This is a genomic window from Bifidobacterium choerinum, from assembly GCF_000741135.1.
Lineage (GTDB): Bacteria > Actinomycetota > Actinomycetes > Actinomycetales > Bifidobacteriaceae > Bifidobacterium > Bifidobacterium choerinum.
On record NZ_JGYU01000007.1, the window covers coordinates 111,595 to 130,019 of the forward strand.

Here is an 18,425-nt window from a genome sequence, read left to right on the forward strand (position 1 = left end):
CCGAACGGATTGCCCATCAACATACCAAATACCAACGGTGCTCGTATGGATACACAGCTTAAACAACCCAAGATACGTTCCGTGAAATTCAACGTGGTTATGAACACGATCCTGACCACGTCCACATTCCTGTTCCCGTTGATCACGGTGCCATACGTATCCCGCGTGTTGGGACCGGACAACAACGGCATCGTGTCGTGGGCGTTTACGTTCGTCGGCTACTTCTCGCTGGTGGCGTTATTGGGATTCAACATGTACGGCACGAGGGAATGCGCGAAGCTCAGGGACGACCGCGAACGGTTGAGCGCGGTCGTTCAGGAGCTGCTGGTCATTCTGATCTGTTCGACGACGATCGTATACATCGCGTTCATCGCCTTCGTCTTCGCGTTGCCGCGCACACGCGACGAGCTGCCGCTGATGTTCATCGTCGGCACCTCGATATGGCTTTCGGCATGCGGTGCGGAATGGTTCTACCGTTCCATCGAACAATACGAATACATCACCGTACGCAACATCCTGTTCAAGATAGCCAGCATTGTGCTGCTATTCATATTCGTGCATCGGACCAACGATTATCCGGCCTATGCGGCGGTCACCGTCCTCGGCACGACCGGATCGAACATCCTCAACATCCTCCGGTTGCGTTCCTTCGTCACGTTCTCCCGGCACCGTCCGATGCGTATCCGCCGGCATTTCAAACCGATGTTCGCATTCAGTGTCTCCAGCATCACGGCGGGCATGTATGGGCAGATCGACATGCTGCTGCTCGGCTTCTTCAGCTCGAACTATGCATTGGGCCTGTATCAGCTCGTATTCAAAATCCGCAATATATGCACCGGTGTAGGCGGATCGGTCACTGGTGTCATGCTTCCAAGGCTTTCGTATTACGAGGCGCAGGAAGGACATGACCATACGACCAGGCTAATGGCGAAGAACTTCAATTTTCTGCTGATGCTCGGATTGGCCATCATTGCCGCCTTGGTCATCTGCGCCGACCCGTTGATCATGATCCTTGGCGGCGGCGATTACCTTCCCGGCAACGCCGCGTTGCGGATCGGCGCGCCGCTGGTTCTGCTCGGTTCCATCGGATCGATGCAATCGCAGTACATGGTCGCCTCCGACCAGGAAAAAACCTACACCTATACAAATGTGGTCGGTCTGGTCATCGCGATTGTGCTCGAATGCATCCTCATCCCGTTGTGGGGCATCGACGGCGCGGCGCTCGGACTGGTGCTCACCGAACTGTCCGTCTACTGCATCCGCACCTATATCCTGCGTGATTTCATGAAACAAGTGCGTCGATACACCGATTACGGGAAGATCGTGCTCGCCTGGGTGGTGGCGTTCCTGCTCGCCGCAGGCGTGTATTACCTGATACGCACATGGAATCCGTTCGCGCAGATCATCCTCACGGCGCTCGTGTTCTGCGGTGCCGATGGAGGCATACTGATGCTGACGAAGGAATCGTTCCTCACCGCGATGGTGAAGCGCAAGCGCTGAGACTACAGTGCACGTACCGTCGAAAGCTCGACGAGGCGGTCAGTGAGCTTCTTCGGCCAGAACCGGTACCTGAACACCGTACGGACACGTCGGCGCCGCGGCAGCTGCGGCAGTGCGCAGTAGGCGTCGAGCGTCTCGAGACCGGACGGTCGGGCATATGCGGCCAATGCGTCGCGAACATAGGCTGCCTGATCGATCATGCGATGCATGCGCGCCACGCGGCGCCGACGGATCGGGGCGCGATGGACGATAAGGCTCATCAGCGTTTTGAGACCCGAATAGCCGTGCGCGCCCATCGCGTTGTCGCCATGCTGCCGGTAATTCACCGTCGCCTGATCCACATACACCACATGGCCCAATGCCGCGGCGACAAGCGCGTAGCACCAGTCGTGCATGATCATGCGGTCGCCGTCGCCGTGCGTCACGATGGACTGGAGGACGTCACGCAATGTGGAGTTCATCGCGCTCGCACAGCCGGTGACGAGATTCTGCGCAAGCAGTTCATTCAGCTGGGCGCGGTGAGGATCACGGCCGATGAACCGCAGGAACGACGGTGCGATGACATCATTGTGCGCATCCACCACCACTAGGTCGGAGAAGGCAAGCAGCGGCGTATCCGACCCGTACTGCGCTTCGGCGGCATGCATGCGCTGCATGAACAGCGCCAGCTTGTTGGCATGCCACAGGTCGTCCTGATCGGCAAGGAACACATATCGCCCGGACGCCTGTGCCATCAGCGCATTGAAATTCGCCTGCGGGGAACCATGGCGCACATCGTGGGAGACGATGCGGATGCGCGCGTCCTGCGCTGCCAGACGTGTGATGATGTCGAGCGTGCCATCGGTGGAGCAATCATCGGAAATGCTGAGCGTCCAATTGCGCAAGGTCTGCTGTTGGATGGACGCGATCTGCTGTTCGATGTATTCCTCGCCGTTGTAGGTGGCCATGAGAATTTCGATGTCAGGTTGCATGGATGCGTTCTTTCCTCCGGTGAGTGGTGATACCCACGATACTCCGGCACCACAGTATGGGGATAGCGGCGGACGTCACGATAGCGCCCGCTTGCTAAGCTGGTCGATATGACTGATGCGTTTGAACCGAAGAACATCATCGTGACCGGAGGCTGCGGCTTCATCGGGTCGAATTTCGTGCACTACGTGGTGAACAACCATCCCGAGACCCATGTGACGGTGCTCGACGCGCTGACCTACGCCGGCAATCTAGAGAACATCAAGCCGCTGCTCGGCGACCAGGTGGAGTTCGTGCACGGCAACATCTGCGATGCGCAGCTGCTCGACGAGCTCGTGCCCGGTCATGACGCGATCGTGCACTATGCGGCCGAATCGCACAACGACAACTCGATCGCGAACCCGGAGCCCTTCCTCAAGACGAACGTCGAGGGCACGTTCCGCCTGCTCGAGGCGGCGCGCAAATACGACGTGCGCTTCCATCACGTGAGCACCGACGAGGTGTACGGCGACCTCGCGCTCGACGATCCGGCGAAGTTCACCGAGGAGACTCCGTACCATCCGTCGAGCCCGTATTCGTCGACGAAGGCGAGCTCGGACCTGCTCGTGCGCGCATGGCACCGCACCTACGGCCTGCGCACGACGATCTCGAACTGCTCGAACAACTACGGGCCGTACCAGCACGTCGAGAAGTTCATCCCGCGTCAGATCACGAACATCATCGAGGGCATCCGCCCGAAGCTGTACGGCGACGGCCTCAACGTGCGCGACTGGATCCACACCGAGGACCATTCGAGCGCCGTGTGGACGATCCTGACGACCGGGCGCATCGGCGAGACCTATCTGATCGGCGCGAACGGCGAACGCAACAACCTGACGGTGCTCAAGGACATCCTGCGCGTCATGGGCCAGCCGGAGGACGCCTTCGACTGGGTCAAGGACCGCCCGGGCCATGACCGCCGCTACGCGATTGACTCGACGAAGCTGCAGACCGAGCTCGGCTGGCGCCCGACGCACACCGACTTCGAATCCGGACTGCGCCAGACCGTGCAGTGGTACGTGGACAACCCGCAGTGGTGGGAGCCGGCCAAGGCCGCCACCGAGGCGAAGTACAAGGCCCAGGGCCAGTGATTCGCCGATGATGGGCTCCGTCAGCGTGGATGGGGCCCATCATCGCGTCGATACGGCAACCGTCAACAACAGCGTAAAAGGAACACGATGGAATTCGAAAAGGAACTCAAGGTCACGACGACGAACATCCCCGGACTGCTCGTCCTCGATCTGCCGGTGCACGGCGACAACCGCGGCTGGTTCAAGGAGAACTGGCAGAAGGCGAAGATGACGGCGCTCGGCCTGCCCGAGGACTTCGAGCCGGTGCAGAACAACATCAGCTTCAACGCCAAGCGCGGCGTGACGCGCGGCATCCACGCCGAACCATGGGACAAGTTCATCTCGCTCGCCACCGGCGAGATCTTCGGCGCATGGGTCGACCTGCGTCCCGGCGATTCCTTCGGCCAGGTCTTCACGACGCGCCTCGACCCCTCGCGCGCGATCTTCGTGCCCCGCGGCGTCGGCAACAGCTTCCAGGCGCTCGAGGACGGCACCGCCTACACCTATCTCGTCAACGCGCACTGGTCGCTCGAGATGAAGAAGACCTACACCTTTGTCAACCTCGCCGACCCGGAGCTGAATATCCAGTGGCCGATCCCGCTCGAGGAGTCGGAGCGCAGCGCGGCTGACCTGCACCATCCGATGCTTCGGGACGCCAAGCCGATGGAGCCGAAGCGCACATTGGTGACCGGCGCCAACGGCCAGCTCGGCCGCGCGATCCGCGCCTACGTCGAGGCGCATGGTCTCAAGGGCTTCGAATTCACCGACATCGACGAGTTCGACTTCTCCGATCCGGCGGCCTACGCACAGATCGATTGGAGCCTGTACGGCACGATCATCAACGCCGGCGCCTACACGGCCGTCGACAAGGCCGAGACGCCCGATGGCCGTGCAGCCGCGTGGAAGGCGAACGCCGAAGGCCCGGCGCTGCTCGCGCAGATGGCGCAGCGCCACCATCTGACGCTCGTCCACGTCAGCTCCGACTACGTATTCGACGGCACGACCGAGATGCACCGCGAGGACGAGCCCTTCGCGCCGCTCGGCGTCTACGGGCAGTCGAAGGCTGCCGGCGACATCGCCGTGGCGACGGCCGACAAACACTACATCCTGCGCTCGAGCTGGGTGATCGGCGACGGCCATAACTTCGTCAGGACGATGATGGCATTGTCCGACCGCGTCGCCGACGGCGACGACGCATTGGACGAGGTGACGGTCGTCGACGACCAGCTCGGCCGCCTCACCTTCACCGACGACATGGCGAAGGCGATCTTCTTCCTGCTCGACACGGACGCGCCCTACGGCACCTACAATCTGACCGGCTCCGGCGATGCGGTCAGCTGGGCGCAGATCGCCAAGGAGGTCTTCGCCGAGACGAACGGCAACGGCGACCATGTGCGGCCGATCAGCACCGCACAGTACTTCGCGAACGCGAAGACGCCGGTCAGCCCGCGCCCGACCAACAGCGCGCTCGACCTCGCGAAGATCGAGACGGCCGGATACGAGACGACCGACTGGCGTACGTCGCTGCACGACTACGTGCGCGCGGCGAAGGCCTGAAAGGACCAGACATGAAGGGCATCATCCTCGCCGGCGGATCCGGCACGCGACTGTACCCGCTGACGACGGTCACGTCGAAGCAGCTGCTGCCGGTCTACGACAAGCCGATGATCTTCTATCCGCTGAGCACGTTGATGCTCGCCGGCATCCGCGACATCCTGATCATCTCGACGCCGAAGGACCTGCCGAACTTCGAACGGCTGCTCGGCGACGGCTCCCAGTACGGCGTCTCGTTGCGCTACAAGGTGCAGCCGAGCCCCGACGGGCTCGCCCAGGCCTTCCTGCTCGGCGAGGAGTTCATCGGGGGCGACGCTTGCGCGCTCGTGCTCGGCGACAACATCTTCTACGGCAACGGTCTGGGCCGCCAGCTGCGCCGCGCGGCCGCGCTCGAGCACGGCGCGACCGTCTTCGGCTACTATGTGGACGATCCGGAACGCTACGGCGTCGTCGAATTCGACAAGGACCACAAGGCCGTCAGCATCGTCGAGAAGCCGGAGCATCCAACCTCGAACTATGCGGTGACCGGTCTGTACTTCTATGACGACCGCGTCGTCGATTTCGCGAAGCAGGTCAAGCCGTCGCCGCGCGGCGAACTGGAGATCACCGACCTCAACCGCATGTACCTCGACGACGGCAGCCTGCATGTGCAGACGCTCGGCCGTGGCTATGCGTGGCTCGACACCGGCACGATGGACAGCCTCTTCGAAGCGGGCGAGTTCGTCCGCACGATCCAGCGCGCGCAGAACATGCCGATCTCGGTCATCGAGGAGATCGCCTACGAGAACGGCTGGATCACGAAGGAGCAGCTCATCGAGGCGGGCCACAAGTACGGCAAGAGCCCCTACGGGCAGCATCTGCTCGACGTGGCCGACGACAAGATCATGCTCGGCCATGACGACTGAGCCGATGCGCTGACCCGGACAAGTTCGCCATGCGCGGCTACAATGGCATACCGGCGTGAGCGCCCCTTGCGCGCCGCACCGGTATGCCATGCCGTCCGTCAGACGATCCGGCGAACACAGCGGTGGACGTGGACGGCATCACGATGCATTTGTTGATTTGATGTTGAGGATTATCACCGAGAGGAATCGTTATGCCCACACGTGACGACGACGAACATGGTATCGAAACCACACCGGACGAGGTGACGGCGCAGGACGCCGACGGTGTCGATACGGCGGACGACGCTGCTGCGGACACGACGGCTACGACGGACGCTGGCGACGGCATCGGCGAGGACGGGCAGGACAAGCCGGCATGGTACCGGCGCGTGCGCTGGTGGGGATGGATCCTCATCGCGGTCGCCGCGGTCATCGTCGCCTTCGTCGGCACGGTCGGCACGCAGGCGCTGCTCGTCAAGCATCACGAGGAGGCGGCGATCGCCGTCGTCAAGGACGCCGTCAAGAAGAACCGCCTCAACGACCTCGACGGCGTCGTCGCCGACGTGCAGCGGCAGACGCGCGCCGCAAGGGACATCACGGACGGCGGCCTGTGGTCGTTCACCGAGAAGATCCCCGGCATCAAGGGCAGCATGCGCGTCGTGCGCATGATGACCGACGTCGTCGACGACATGGCGCAGGACACGGCGCCGAAATTCGTCGACGTCGCGCAGCGGATCGACGTCAAGTCGATCTACAAGAACGGACGCATCAACGTCGAGCCGATCATGCAGGCGCTGCCGGAGCTCGACACGGCCGCGCAGTCGCTGCAGCACTATACCGAGGAACTCAACAAGATCCCCGAACCGGGCATCGGCATCGTTGCGAACACGCTCAACAGCAGCCGTGGCATGCTTGACAAGGCCAATGGATACCTGCAGGAAGGCGTTCACGAATTCGCGCCGAAGCTGCCCGAATGGCTCGGCTACGACGGCAAGCAGACCTATGCCATCCTGGCGATGACGCCCGATGAGATGCGCGCCAGCGGTGGCCTGATCGGTGCGGTCGGCACCGTCACGATCGACGACGGCAAGATCGAGATCGGGGACTTCACGAGCAACACGAAATTCTCCGGATACAAGATCACGGCACGCAACCTCTCCGAGGACGAATACCGTCTGTACAAGGAGGAGGGTCCGATGCGTCTGAACTACGATCTTCGAGACATCGCGAATTCACCGGATAACGTGCGCGTCGCCGAATACTTCAAGGACATCTGGGACCAGACGGCGATGGGCAAGCACACCGAACTCGACGGCGTCATCCTGGCCGATCCGCTGATGGTGCAGGGCCTCGTCAAAGTGCTCGGCGACGTGACATTGCCCGACGGCACCGTGCTCGACGGCACGAACACCGCCGACTTCCTGCTGAACACCGCCTATAAGGAGTATGCGCCCGAGGATACGGACGCGATGTTCGGCACCGTCGCAAAGTCCTGCGTCAAGCGTCTGATGGGCGATTTGCAGATGGGCAAGATGGCGAGCCTCGTCTCCGAGATGCACACGCTCGCGCATGACCGCCACCTGTCCGTATATTCCTTCGACCCGACGATGCAGCAGATCCTGTGGAGTCTGGGCATGACCTCCACGGTGCCGCTCAACGAGGCGCGACCGGAGATCGGCATCTACATCACTGAGAACAACCCGTCGAAGATCGGCTGGTACATCAAGCGCTCCACGAAGATTACGCAGCTCGACTGCGGTGAGGAGGGCCCGGCGAAGTACCATGTGGAATACACGATCCGCAACACGATGACCGATGAGGAATCGAAGACGCTGCCGCCGTACATCACCGGCGTCAGGGCCGAATACCCCGACAGCCACGGCACGAGCTTCGAGAAGATCATGTTCATGCCGCCGGCGGGAGGCACGATGAGCAACTTCGAGGTCAGTGGCAACGGCGCGGATCCGGTCGCCGATTCGCTCAACTTCAGGCTCATCTACACGACGATGACGCAGGTGCAGCCGGAAAGCACCGTCACCTATTCCTTCGACGTGACGGTGTCGCCGGACGCGACGACGAAGCTCGGCGTCGACGAGACGCCGACGACATCGTCGAAGCCGGACGTCACCTACACGAAGCTGTGCCGCGTGCAGTGACGATGACGCGGCGCTGACGGTGCGATGACGGCGTCGCAATGGGCGACGATATGGGGTGGAATGAATATTCGTTCCGCCCCTTCGCTTATTCATCCGTGGTTATCGCGGCTGATCGCTCTGCAATGCGCGACACTTCGATTTTTAAAAGTACGATATATGTTATATAGTTTAAGAGCAAGTAATCAAAATCTCGACGTAAGGAAGTTTGAATATGTCGGTTTTACAAGGTTTTGAGCCCGTCAATCCTGCCAGCACCGCAGGCAAATCCGTGCTCACGGTGACGCCCCGGTACATGCGTTTCAACAAGAACACGGTGCAGGAATTGGAAGCTCCCCGCTATGTGCAGATTCTGACGAATCCTCATACCAAGCAGGTCGCCATCCATGAATGCGCGGAGACGGATGCCAACGCCATCGAATTCGTCAAGCCGAACCATAAGACCGCATCGGTGACGCTGAACAGCCTGGTCGTGCTCAACGCCGTACTGCGGTTCTTCGACTTCCCTGAGGTCGCCGATGACGAGGTCGCCTTCGCGCAGCTCAAGGGCACGTCGTTCCCGGAGGACAAGACGGTCATCTTCGACGTACGTGATTGCCGTCAGGGCGTCATGAAGAAGCGCGGCCGCAAAAAGGGCGTCGATTACAACGCGTCCGGGAACGCGTCGGCTCCCAAGCACGCCGCCTGATTGTTTCAGCGCGTCATACAATATTGAGCCCCCATGGTGCACCATGGGGGCTCAATATTGTTCGGAGGACGGAACCGCCGAACTCGGGACTCATCTTCGGATCAGTACCAGTGGTTCGCCTGCCAGAACGCGTATGCGCCTTGGATTGAGCCGTAACGGCCCTTGCAGTAGTCCCAGAACCACTTGAGCTGTGTCTGGTAGTTCGTCGCCCAGTCGGCGCCGTGCGAGGCCATCTTGCTGCCCGGCAGCGCCTGCGCCAGGCCATAGGCGCCGGAGGACGGGTTCGTGGCCGTGACCGACCAGCCGGATTCATGGGAGATGATGAAGACGGTGGCCGTGAAGTCGGCCTCGGTGCCGCCGTTCGCGAGCAGATAGTCATGTGCCCACTGCTGCATCTCGCCGACCGGGGCGGTCGTGCCGATATTGTTGTTCGACGCCGGCTTCGACGCGTTGCCCGAATCCGACGTGGCCTTGTCCGATGTGTCCTGCGTCGGCTCCGGCTGCGCGGCCGGCTGCGGGTTCGCGGTGCCGACGAGGACGACCTTCTCGACCGGGGCCTTCTTCACCCATGAGGCGAAGGTGTTCGACGAGATGATCCTGTCGCCGCTGCGTTCGACGAGGTTCGTGCGTTCGAGGATGCCCTCCTGGCCTTCCGTCTCGACCTTCTCGGTGCCCTTCGGCAGCGACGACGTCTCCTTCTTGACGGTGTTGAACGGAATCTTCGATTCCTCGGTCTCCATCTTCGCGCCGGCTCGGTTGATCGTGATCGTCGTCGATTCGTCGACCTTCGTCTTCAGCGACGGCTCGACGGTGTCGCCGCTCTCCAAGGTGATGTCGCCGGCGTCGAGCACCGACTTCACATCGGTGAAGTTCGTGCCGAGCACGGTGCGTGTCTTGCCATTGATTGTGACGTTCACGTAGGTCGGCTCGCCGTCGAGCGCGTCACGTGCGTTGCCACGGGAGGCCGCGTGCTCGTCCGAGATCGAGTAGGCGGTCGGCTGTGCGGTGGGGGCGGCATCGGCATGGGAATAGATGCTTCGTGTGGCCGCACCTCCAGCCACGACCAGACCCACGGCCGCGCACACGGAGGCGATGCGGATCCACTGCCTCTTGGTGAGCGAGCGAAGCGTCGGCTGGTCTGCTTTGTGATGGGTAGCCATTGTGCTCCTCAACGTACGTCCGATAATCCTCGGCGGTATTCGCGACCCTGGTCCTGCAGGGGCGTCGCGGTGCGTGCGGTCGCATATGGCCGCCGCCGGAATGCACACTGAACAACAGTATATCGCACGCCCTTCGCGCGGCCTCGGGAATGTCTATATCTTCACAGTTCGGACATCGATGTCCACACGTCGATCGCAGACGGCGGCGACCCGGCATGCCATGCGCGCGCCACAAATCGAGGGGAAGGGCCAGAGACCAAGGAGACGAAAAGGCCCGTTCCGACCGATTGGCCGGAACGGGCCTGCCGCCGGGACGGATTACTTGTCCTCGTGCTCCTCGAGGATCTCATGCGGATCCTCGCCGTTCTTCTGCGCCTCCTCGAGCGCGGTCTGCACGTCGAGCTTCTTCGCCTGGTCGATGATGTCATCGAGATCCGGCGCGCGCAGCGCGCCTGGCTCCTGATAGATGATGTGACCGTCCTTGACGATCATCAGCGTCGGCACGGCCTGGACGTTCGCCTGCGCGGCGAGGTCCTGGTTCTTGTCGATGTCGATCTTGCCGAAGAAGACGTCCGGGTTCGCCTCGCTCGCCTTCTCGAAGATCGGGCCGAAGGCGCGGCACGGGCCGCACCAGGTGGCGAAGAAGTCGAAGAACGCGAGCTGATGGTCCTTGACTGCCTGCGGGAAGGTCTCGGTGGTGATTTCCTGAACTGCCATGGTGGTCTCCTTAATGACGTTCGTTCTCGATGGGTCTGTCATGCACAACCGCATCGCCTTCTCAAGCATTCCATAAACACGCGGAAGCGATGCCGAATCAGCCAGCGGGGGAATCGCGGCGCCCGCGGCGGCCTTGGGATACCGCCGGTCGCATGCGACGCGGCGCCGACACGCCGCTTCCGCCCGCGGCCCATGCGCATCGATAATGGGTACATGCCAGTTCTGAATGACGAAGTGCCGGACGACGGCGATTACGATGCGGGGCGCCGTCGTGGCGAATTCGACCACATCACCCCGGAGGACTTCACGAGGTCGCGCGGCTCCGGCCGCGTCACGCCTCCCGGATGGATCGACGAGAACGAACTGAGACGTGTGCGTCGCGAGATGCCGGTCGCGTACGTGGAGGTTGTGCCGGTGCGCGTCGACGACTTCGGCCGCGTGACGAGCATCGGCTCGCTGCTGCGCGTCTCCGATGGCGGCGCCGTCATCGAACGCACGCTCATCGCCGGTCGCGTGCTCTACCATGAGACGATTCGCGAGGCGATCGCGCGCAACGTCGCGAAGGACCTCGGCGACATCGCATTGCCGATGCTGCCGCAAGGCCTGACGCCGTTCACCGTCGCAGAGTTCTTCCCGACGCCCGGCGTCTCGCCGTACCACGATGAGCGTCAGCATGCGATCGCGCTGTGCTACATCGTGCCGATCGCCGGCGACTGCAAGCCGCAGGACGAGACACTCGACGTCGAATGGGTCGATCCGCGGTCGGCCGCGTTCGACGAATTCCTCGGGCAGATGAGCGACGGCCACGACTACATCGTGCGCCAGGCGCTCGCATGGACCGGGCTGTGAGCGGCCGCGGACGGCGAATGGTTGCGGACGAATACACGGATAAGAAGAGGCGAAGGATGACGCTGACGATCGAAAACCACATCTACAGGGACGGCGAGGGGATGCCGCTCGTCCTCGTGCACGGATTCCCGGTCGACCACAGGATGTGGGATCGCTGCGCGACGGCGCTGATGGAGACGACGGACGCGCAGGAGCTCGCGCAGTTCCCGATCTGGGCGCCCGACATGCCGGGAGCCGGCGCCTCGCCGACGCCGAAGCCGCAGGACAGCGGCCGGATCGCCGAGGACGGCGCGTATCCGCAGGCGCTCGACATGGTCGCCGACGCCTACGTCGAGCTGCTGCACGCGGCCGGCTACCGACAGGCGATCTGGGCGGGGCTGTCGATGGGCGGATACGTCGTCCTCGACATCCAGCGGCGGCACCCCGAGGCGATCGCCGGCGTCGCGCTGCTCGACACGAAGGGCGACGCCGACAGTGCTCAGGCGCGCGCGAACCGTATACGCATCGCACATGAATGCGTCGAACGGCACACGACCGAGCCGGTCATGTTCTTCACCGACGTGCAGCCTGAGGATTCGAGCGTCAAGCGTTCGCAGGCCTACATCGACCAGTTCGGTACCTGGATCCGCGAGCAGCAGCCGGCCGGCATCGCATGGCGCGAGCTGATGGCGGCGGGCCGGCCCGACCTCAACGACCAGTTCGCGCGGGTCGAAGTGCCGGCGGCCGTCATCTGCGGCGTCGACGACCCGTCGAGCAGCCCGAAGGTCATGCGACCGATTGCGGACCGGATGACGGGCACCGACGTCATGTTCACCGAGATCGAGGACTGCGGGCATTTCAGCGCATGGGAGCGGCCGCAGATCGTCGCCGATGCGCTGCTCGACCTCGTCGCACGCGTGCCGCGCGGCGTCGACGAGGATCGGTAGTCGGGAATCGGCGGCCATAGGCGGCGGCTGAAATCGGTATTCGCGGATGCCGGCCGCGGTCGTACGGGCATGCGGCCGATGGCGGAATCTCGGCCGGCGGCGCCGATCGTATCGCGCAACGCGTAGCCGGCGCGGCGGCGTCATCGGGCGTCGTGTCCTACAGTGGAGGGAGGGCCGCACGCTGTACGGTCCGACGGACTTGACGGAACAGACGACGACCGGAGACGGTCCCGAGGAGATGATGCCGATGTTCTCATCGCTCGCATTGACGCAGGCGCTGCCGTACCTGCCGCTCGTCCAGGGCGATATCGCTTACGGCGTGGAACGGCGCGCCGACCCGCATCTCATCGACGACGTGCTGCGCGAGGCGGGCACGAGCGTCGTGCTCACACGCGCCGGACTGCTCGCCGTGCCCTTCGGACAGCGCGCGCTCACACGGCAGTCGACGGCGCATATGCGGCTCGCGATGCTGCCCGGGCAGTACGTCGCCGACGCGCTGCCGCACCATCCGGAGGTCAAGGCGATCTATCTCGGCTCCTACGCGGGCGCCGCGCCGCAGCACGTCGTCGCGCTCGACCTGACCGACGTCGCGCATCAGTCGCCCGAGGACGCCGCACGGCATGTCGACGACGCCTTCGACGATGCGAACGGCGGCCACGACACGCACGACGGCATCTTCGCGTCGGCGGTCGCGCGCTTCGACTGGGTCGATCTGCGCGGATTCGCGCCGCGCGCGTCGGCACGGGAGATCGGACAGGCGACGACGATGCTCGCCCTGTCGAACTGGTTCGCCTACCAGCGGCACTGCCCGCACTGCGGATACCCGGTCGAGCAGGCGATGAGCGGATGGGCGCAGCGCTGCACGAACTCCGAGGACGACTTCCGGCTGCTGTTCCCGCGCGTCGAGCCGGCCGTCATCATGACGGTCGTCGATGCGCAGGACCGGCTGCTCATCCAGCACAACAAGGCATGGAAGAACCCGCTGCTGTATTCGGTGTCCGCAGGATTCGTCGAGGCGGGGGAGAACCTCGAGCACGCCTGCAGGCGCGAGACGTTCGAGGAGACCGGCATCCGCGTCGGCGAGGTCAAGTATCTGGGCTCGCAGCCGTGGCCGTACAAGATCTCGCTGATGATGGGCTTCAAGGGGCAGGCGCTCAGCACCGACATACAGGTGGACGGCGAGGAGGTCGGCGACGCACGGTGGGTGACGCGCGACGAATACACCGACCTGCTCGTGACCGGGCAGATCGAGGCTCCGGGCAAGGCGACGATCGCGCGCGTCATGATCGAGGAATGGTACGGCCGGCAGATCTGAACCCGGCAGATCCGAACATGGCCGGCGCGTAGGCGTCCGACGGGCGGGCCCCGCCCATCGGACGCACGGAAGCTGGCATAATGGCGTCAACGCATCCGTCCGCCTCGGCATCCGGCCGACACTGCGCCGGCGTGCACGGCGGCACGGCATCAATAGGACAATCCAAAAAACGGCAACCCAAGGAAACGAGGAGCATCATGGCACAAGAGGAACAGACGGGACAGGCGGACAGGCTCGACATCCCGCGTCATCTGCAGTACAGCGAGGACCATGTGTGGGTGGACGACTCGGTCGAACCGGCCGTCATCGGCATCACCGAATACGCGGCCGAACACATGGGCGACATCGTGTTCGTCGACCTGCCGCAGGTCGGCACGCGCGTCGAGGCCGGCGACGAACTCGTGCAGGTCGAATCGGCGAAGGCCGTCGAACCGGTCATCAGCCCGGTCGCCGGCACCGTGAAGTACGTCAACCACGAAGCCGAGGACGACGCCGCGATCATCAACGACGACCCCTACGGCGAAGGCTGGCTCGTCAAGGTCGAGCTCGACGACGACCTCCCCGAACTGTTGGACGCGGACGAATACGCAGCCATCATCAGGAAGTAGCGGAACAAGGCGCGCGGCACGGCCGTGCTCCGTTCGCGGATGCCGCGCCGTATGCATGCGGCATGCACGGGGCGCGGTGCACATATACGTGCATATACGAAGTACGTGCATAACCTGAGGAATGAAGGAAGCTGACATGAGCGATCCGGATGCATCGGCACGGCGGCTGAAGACGACGAAACGGCTGCTCGACCACGCGTTGAACGAGGTCGAGCGCGAAGGGCGCATCGGGCTGCGGCGTGTGCGTGGCACCGCCAGGTCCGGCGCCGAACCCGTCGAGGACGACGCGGCGCTCGCGCCGGCCGCGGCGCAGGAGGACGGCGAGTCCGCCTCCGCCGCCGTCGCACTGCGCACGACGTCGGCGGCGACGGCGAGCGACGACATGCCGACGGTCGCCGTGCCGCTCGGCGAGATCGCGACCGGTGTGCCGCGCCGGCGTTTTGTGCGCCGCCGCCGGCTGCATGTGACGAACCCGATCAAGGCGCTGATGCGCAAGGCCGTCATCGCCGTGTTCGGCGTGTGGATCAAGGTCTCGACGTCGCTCGTGCGCAGGCTCAACTGGTTCCCGAGCGTCAAATCGTATGTCGGATACGGCACCGAGGAGTACTCGCGCCTCGTCTGCCGCACGATCTACGCGCCGACGCATGCGAAGCCGCACACGCCGATGCGCGGCATCCACGCGATGCTCGAGGTGCCGGCGGCGCACGAGCGCGTGCGCATCGACATCGACGACGTGCCGCTCAAGACGGTGCAGGTCGGCACGATGGAGGTCTACGATCCGATGGATCCGGCGCGCAGCCAGACGATGGACTACTCGGTCTCCGACTCGTCCGGATACCTCGACCTGCTCGCCGAGCACCGGCTGCAGCCGGGCGTCCACACGATCAGCTGCATGGTGCCGCGCAGGCCTCCGGTCGAGGCTGAGCTGTTCACGATACCGAGCGACACGAAGGTCGGCGTCATCTCCGACGTCGACGACACGATCATGGTCACGCAGGTGCCGACGGTGTGGAAGGCCGCATACAACATGCTGCTGCTGTCGCCGCACAAGCGCGCGTCGGTGCCGGGCATGGCGGTGATGTACAACAAGATCCGCACGATGTTCCCCAACGCGCCGTTCTTCTATCTGTCGACGTCGCCGTGGAACGTCGAAAGCCAGATCCGCGGCTTCATCACCGACTACGGCTTCCCGGACGGCCCGCTGCTGCTGCGCGACCTCGACCCCAGGCCGAAGACCTTCGTGCCCTCGGGCGTGCAGCACAAGCTCGAGTACGCCGAACAGCTGATGGAGGACTTCCCGAACATGAAGTTCATCCTGCTCGGCGACGACGGGCAGAAGGACCCGACGACCTACGCGCAGATCGTCAAACGGTATCCGGGGCGCGTGATCGCGATCGGCATCCGCCAGCTGTCGCCGCGCGAGGCGAGCGGCGGCCTCGTCTCGATGAGCGGATTCGCGACGACGCAGCCGGTGCCGGACACCGATGTGCCGGTGTTCACCGGCGCGACCGGCGCGAACATGATGAAGACGATGCTGCCGTATCTCGAGCAGTTCGTCTGAAGCGGGGCTCTTTCCAGGGCGGGTATGGGTGCGATTCCTGCGGAACGGGAATACGCCGATTCCGACGGTTGCGCGTATGGCTGCCATGCGTCGATCGGATGACAGTGCATCGTTATGGCATTGGGCATACGATGCACCGTCTTTTCGTGTTTGCTATGTGGCATTCTCACACGGCGTTTCGCATATGGCCTCACGGCGTGTTGCCGCATCGTCCCGTCATTGCGTGGTGGCCGGGACGATGCGGGGCAGCCGAGACCGGGGCGGACTTCAGCTTCCTTGAATCCGGCCGCGTGGGTGCATACGCGGGAGATGACGGCATCGACGATGTGGTCGTCGAGGGCATCGTATCGTGTTGGTGCACGCATGGGAGGTGAGCAAGGTCGGAATAGGTTTCAAACGTCCTTGAATCCGGTCGCGTCGGCACGCGTACGGGAGGTGACGCGGCGATCGCCGCCGGCCCGGATGTGTTCATGTCGCGTCGGCACGCGTACGGGAGGTGATTGAGGCCGGTATGGGCTTCGGCGTCCGTATCTGCGTTGGAGGAGAGCAACATCCCGGTTTGGGCCGAGTATATGGGATTTGGGGTGTTGGAAAATGGCGGAAACGGATCGGCATACTCGCCCCAAACCGGGATGTTGCTCCCCCTCAGCGCGGATAGGGGGGGAACATAGGCGGATGTCCGATTCTGGAATTTGGGATGGTTCCCCCTCAGCACGGATAGGTGAATGATGCGCGGGGCAGCGATGGTTACTGGTCTTATTCGGTTCTTGATGGGGAATCCGGTGCGAGCCGTAGGTTCGTTGGTGTGCTGCTGTTTTTCCCGGTTCTGGAAGGGAAACCTGCATAGCTGGATGTCTCGTAGCATGAAGCGAACCATGCCGAAGCGTAATGGCACGGGACGGACCTTTGTATGTGCTGGCTGAAAGATCGGCCGCCGAATGGTGGCGACGGCGGACGAAGCCTTTATCCACATTTCCACATTATTTTCGATGCGGGATGCATCGGAGGGGGAGAGCCGATACATTCGTTGGCCATGTGCAACGTTTATCGGACAAATAGGTATGAGGGACGGGGCGGCAAGGACATGGATGGTTCGGAAGGGCGGGAGCATATAGCCCATATACAGATTGATGCCGTCAGTCGATGTTTGGACGCCGAAGCGGCCTGCGGCCGCGGCGAGGCGTGCATATTCACGTTGACGACGGCGATACGGCTGCTTGGAGTCGATTGGGATCCGCTCACCGCGGTGAAACCGTGGTGGCGTCTTGGCGCGGAATTGCTGCAAGTGGTGGTCGGCGACAAAAACAACAAGCCCCGTGACCGTTTGGCGAAGCAACGGCCGGGGACTCGACAGGGAAGATACCCGGCAACGTTCTTCACCAGCGGAATTCCCATCGAGACGGTTGAGGTGGCGGACGGAGTGACATGCACGACGCCGGAATTCACATGGTTCATGTTTGCCAGATTCATCGATCTGGAAGAACTCGTGATACTCGGTGATGCGATGATGCGGCGGTACGCCCTGCATGATCAGGTGACGCTGGAGAGCTTCGAGGATCTCCTCTGTCGGATTGAGCGCTATGGTTCGGAGCATGGGATGAGAGCTCCGAAGGGAATACGCAATTGCCGGAGAGCACTGGCGCTAATGGAGGAGGGGACTGATTCCGTGCGGGAGAGCATCCTGCGTCTATTGCTCATCCGATACGGACTGCCGCGGCCGGTGGTGAACTATCCGCTTGTGCTGCCGGACGGGACGCTCGTGTTTCTGGACATCGCTTTTCCCGATGCGAGGGTGGATGTGGAATATGACGGTCGTTTCCACCAAAACCAATGGGCGCAGGACGCACAGCGGCGGTTGGCGATAGAACTCGCCGGCTGGGCGTATGTGCAGGTGACCGATGAGGCCCTTGCGACCAAGGACGCTTGCAGGCAGATCGCGGAACTCGTCGCACGGTACCTCAAGGAGCGCACGGGAAACGATTATCTGCGAGACGAGCCCTTCGATCTGCGTGCGGTGGCGGATGGGCGGCGTAAGGGCTGGAAAAGACGATGAAGGCGGATGCCGGAGTGGGACATGCGTGGCGTCTTGATTCAGCTGGATTGTGCGAAAAGCCAGAAATGTCTGCATGGTGCATCTTTATTACATAGATTTATTAAATCTGTATTAGGGAGCAATGCTTTCGGAGCGTCATGGGGACGATGGAATGCCGTATCTGCGTTGGGGGAGAGCAACATCTCGGTTTGGGCCGAGTATATGGGATTTGGGGTGTTGGAAAATGGCGGAAACGGATTGGCATACTCGTCCCAGTCCGAGATGTTGCTCTCCCTCAGCGCAGATGGTCCCATGTCGATGCGCTCATATGCCGACGTGGCTGCTGGATGCCGATATGTATGCATCCCATTCGATGCGGATGGACTCGTCGCCGGAGGTT

General features: G+C 62.9%; 15 protein-coding genes. 12 read left to right on the forward strand and 3 right to left on the reverse strand.

Annotation, left to right across the window (positions count from 1 at the left end):
- The first annotated feature begins 9 nt into the window (after positions 1-9).
- Positions 10-1,500 carry a flippase gene (locus BCHO_RS06075; RefSeq protein ID WP_232513826.1) on the forward strand — a complete coding sequence of 497 codons (1,491 nt, stop codon included), beginning with the start codon at positions 10-12 and terminating at the stop codon, positions 1,498-1,500.
- A gap of 2 nt (positions 1,501-1,502) precedes the next feature.
- On the opposite strand, the gene BCHO_RS06080 is transcribed toward BCHO_RS06075, so the two are convergent.
- Positions 1,503-2,471 carry a glycosyltransferase family 2 protein gene (locus BCHO_RS06080; RefSeq protein WP_024541146.1) on the reverse strand — a complete coding sequence of 323 codons (969 nt, stop codon included), beginning with the start codon at positions 2,469-2,471 and terminating at the stop codon, positions 1,503-1,505.
- Between the two features lie 108 nt (positions 2,472-2,579).
- On the opposite strand from BCHO_RS06080, the gene rfbB reads away from it, so the two are divergent.
- From rfbB to BCHO_RS06105, 5 genes are all read left to right on the forward strand, one after another.
- On the forward strand, positions 2,580-3,599 hold the full coding sequence (rfbB, locus tag BCHO_RS06085) for a dTDP-glucose 4,6-dehydratase (protein ID WP_024541145.1): 1,020 nt from the start codon (positions 2,580-2,582) through the stop codon (positions 3,597-3,599).
- Between the two features lie 87 nt (positions 3,600-3,686).
- Positions 3,687-5,135: a sugar nucleotide-binding protein gene (locus tag BCHO_RS06090; RefSeq protein WP_024541144.1), complete on the forward strand. Its 1,449-nt coding sequence runs from the start codon at positions 3,687-3,689 to the stop codon at positions 5,133-5,135.
- A gap of 11 nt (positions 5,136-5,146) precedes the next feature.
- The gene (gene rfbA / locus BCHO_RS06095) at positions 5,147-6,037 is read left to right on the forward strand and encodes a glucose-1-phosphate thymidylyltransferase RfbA (protein WP_024541143.1); all 891 of its coding nucleotides are present in this window, start codon (positions 5,147-5,149) and stop codon (positions 6,035-6,037) included.
- Positions 6,038-6,228: 191 nt separating this feature from the next.
- Positions 6,229-8,172 carry a DUF4012 domain-containing protein gene (locus tag BCHO_RS06100; protein WP_051354891.1) on the forward strand — a complete coding sequence of 648 codons (1,944 nt, stop codon included), beginning with the start codon at positions 6,229-6,231 and terminating at the stop codon, positions 8,170-8,172.
- 211 nt (positions 8,173-8,383) lie between these two features.
- A complete protein-coding gene (locus tag BCHO_RS06105) occupies positions 8,384-8,857 on the forward strand; it encodes a hypothetical protein (protein ID WP_024541141.1) in 474 nt (157 codons plus the stop codon).
- A 101-nt stretch (positions 8,858-8,958) separates the two neighbouring features.
- Here the strand turns inward: BCHO_RS06105 and BCHO_RS06110 are convergent, their stop codons facing one another.
- On the reverse strand, positions 8,959-10,017 hold the full coding sequence (locus tag BCHO_RS06110) for an aggregation-promoting factor C-terminal-like domain-containing protein (protein WP_024541140.1): 1,059 nt from the start codon (positions 10,015-10,017) through the stop codon (positions 8,959-8,961).
- Between the two features lie 318 nt (positions 10,018-10,335).
- The gene (locus tag BCHO_RS06115; RefSeq protein ID WP_024541139.1) at positions 10,336-10,734 is read right to left on the reverse strand and encodes a thioredoxin family protein; all 399 of its coding nucleotides are present in this window, start codon (positions 10,732-10,734) and stop codon (positions 10,336-10,338) included.
- A gap of 213 nt (positions 10,735-10,947) precedes the next feature.
- Between BCHO_RS06115 and BCHO_RS06120 the strand changes: the two genes are divergently transcribed.
- The 6 genes from BCHO_RS06120 (at position 10,948) to BCHO_RS09265 (ending at position 18,046) form a co-directional block, all read left to right on the forward strand.
- Positions 10,948-11,583: an NUDIX hydrolase family protein gene (locus tag BCHO_RS06120; protein WP_033491333.1), complete on the forward strand. Its 636-nt coding sequence runs from the start codon at positions 10,948-10,950 to the stop codon at positions 11,581-11,583.
- Positions 11,584-11,639: 56 nt separating this feature from the next.
- Positions 11,640-12,509, forward strand: coding sequence for an alpha/beta fold hydrolase (locus tag BCHO_RS06125; RefSeq protein ID WP_024541137.1), 870 nt, complete (start codon positions 11,640-11,642; stop codon positions 12,507-12,509).
- Positions 12,510-12,756: 247 nt separating this feature from the next.
- The gene (gene nudC, locus BCHO_RS06130) at positions 12,757-13,824 is read left to right on the forward strand and encodes an NAD(+) diphosphatase (RefSeq protein WP_024541136.1); all 1,068 of its coding nucleotides are present in this window, start codon (positions 12,757-12,759) and stop codon (positions 13,822-13,824) included.
- Positions 13,825-14,021: 197 nt separating this feature from the next.
- Entirely contained in the window at positions 14,022-14,432 is a 411-nt protein-coding gene (gene gcvH, locus BCHO_RS06135; protein WP_024541135.1) for a glycine cleavage system protein GcvH, read from the forward strand.
- A gap of 136 nt (positions 14,433-14,568) precedes the next feature.
- Complete coding sequence (locus tag BCHO_RS06140; RefSeq protein WP_024541134.1) at positions 14,569-15,993, forward strand: App1 family protein; 1,425 nt, start codon at positions 14,569-14,571, stop codon at positions 15,991-15,993.
- A gap of 910 nt (positions 15,994-16,903) precedes the next feature.
- Positions 16,904-18,046 carry a hypothetical protein gene (locus BCHO_RS09265; protein ID WP_152595924.1) on the forward strand — a complete coding sequence of 381 codons (1,143 nt, stop codon included), beginning with the start codon at positions 16,904-16,906 and terminating at the stop codon, positions 18,044-18,046.
- Positions 18,047-18,425: the final 379 nt, after the last annotated feature.

Excerpts from the sequence above, each read along its gene's own strand:
- BCHO_RS06080 (WP_024541146.1), bottom strand. The coding sequence starts at position 2,471 with ATGCAACCTGACATCGAAATTCTCATGGCCACCTACAACGGCGAGGAA.
- rfbB (WP_024541145.1), top strand. The coding sequence starts at position 2,580 with ATGACTGATGCGTTTGAACCGAAGAACATCATCGTGACCGGAGGCTGC.
- BCHO_RS06090 (WP_024541144.1), top strand. The coding sequence starts at position 3,687 with ATGGAATTCGAAAAGGAACTCAAGGTCACGACGACGAACATCCCCGGA.
- rfbA (WP_024541143.1), top strand. The coding sequence starts at position 5,147 with ATGAAGGGCATCATCCTCGCCGGCGGATCCGGCACGCGACTGTACCCG.
- BCHO_RS06100 (WP_051354891.1), top strand. The coding sequence starts at position 6,229 with ATGCCCACACGTGACGACGACGAACATGGTATCGAAACCACACCGGAC.
- BCHO_RS06105 (WP_024541141.1), top strand. The coding sequence starts at position 8,384 with ATGTCGGTTTTACAAGGTTTTGAGCCCGTCAATCCTGCCAGCACCGCA.
- BCHO_RS06110 (WP_024541140.1), bottom strand. The coding sequence starts at position 10,017 with ATGGCTACCCATCACAAAGCAGACCAGCCGACGCTTCGCTCGCTCACC.
- BCHO_RS06115 (WP_024541139.1), bottom strand. The coding sequence starts at position 10,734 with ATGGCAGTTCAGGAAATCACCACCGAGACCTTCCCGCAGGCAGTCAAG.
- BCHO_RS06120 (WP_033491333.1), top strand. The coding sequence starts at position 10,948 with ATGCCAGTTCTGAATGACGAAGTGCCGGACGACGGCGATTACGATGCG.
- BCHO_RS06125 (WP_024541137.1), top strand. The coding sequence starts at position 11,640 with ATGACGCTGACGATCGAAAACCACATCTACAGGGACGGCGAGGGGATG.
- nudC (WP_024541136.1), top strand. The coding sequence starts at position 12,757 with ATGTTCTCATCGCTCGCATTGACGCAGGCGCTGCCGTACCTGCCGCTC.
- gcvH (WP_024541135.1), top strand. The coding sequence starts at position 14,022 with ATGGCACAAGAGGAACAGACGGGACAGGCGGACAGGCTCGACATCCCG.
- BCHO_RS06140 (WP_024541134.1), top strand. The coding sequence starts at position 14,569 with ATGAGCGATCCGGATGCATCGGCACGGCGGCTGAAGACGACGAAACGG.
- BCHO_RS09265 (WP_152595924.1), top strand. The coding sequence starts at position 16,904 with ATGTGCTGGCTGAAAGATCGGCCGCCGAATGGTGGCGACGGCGGACGA.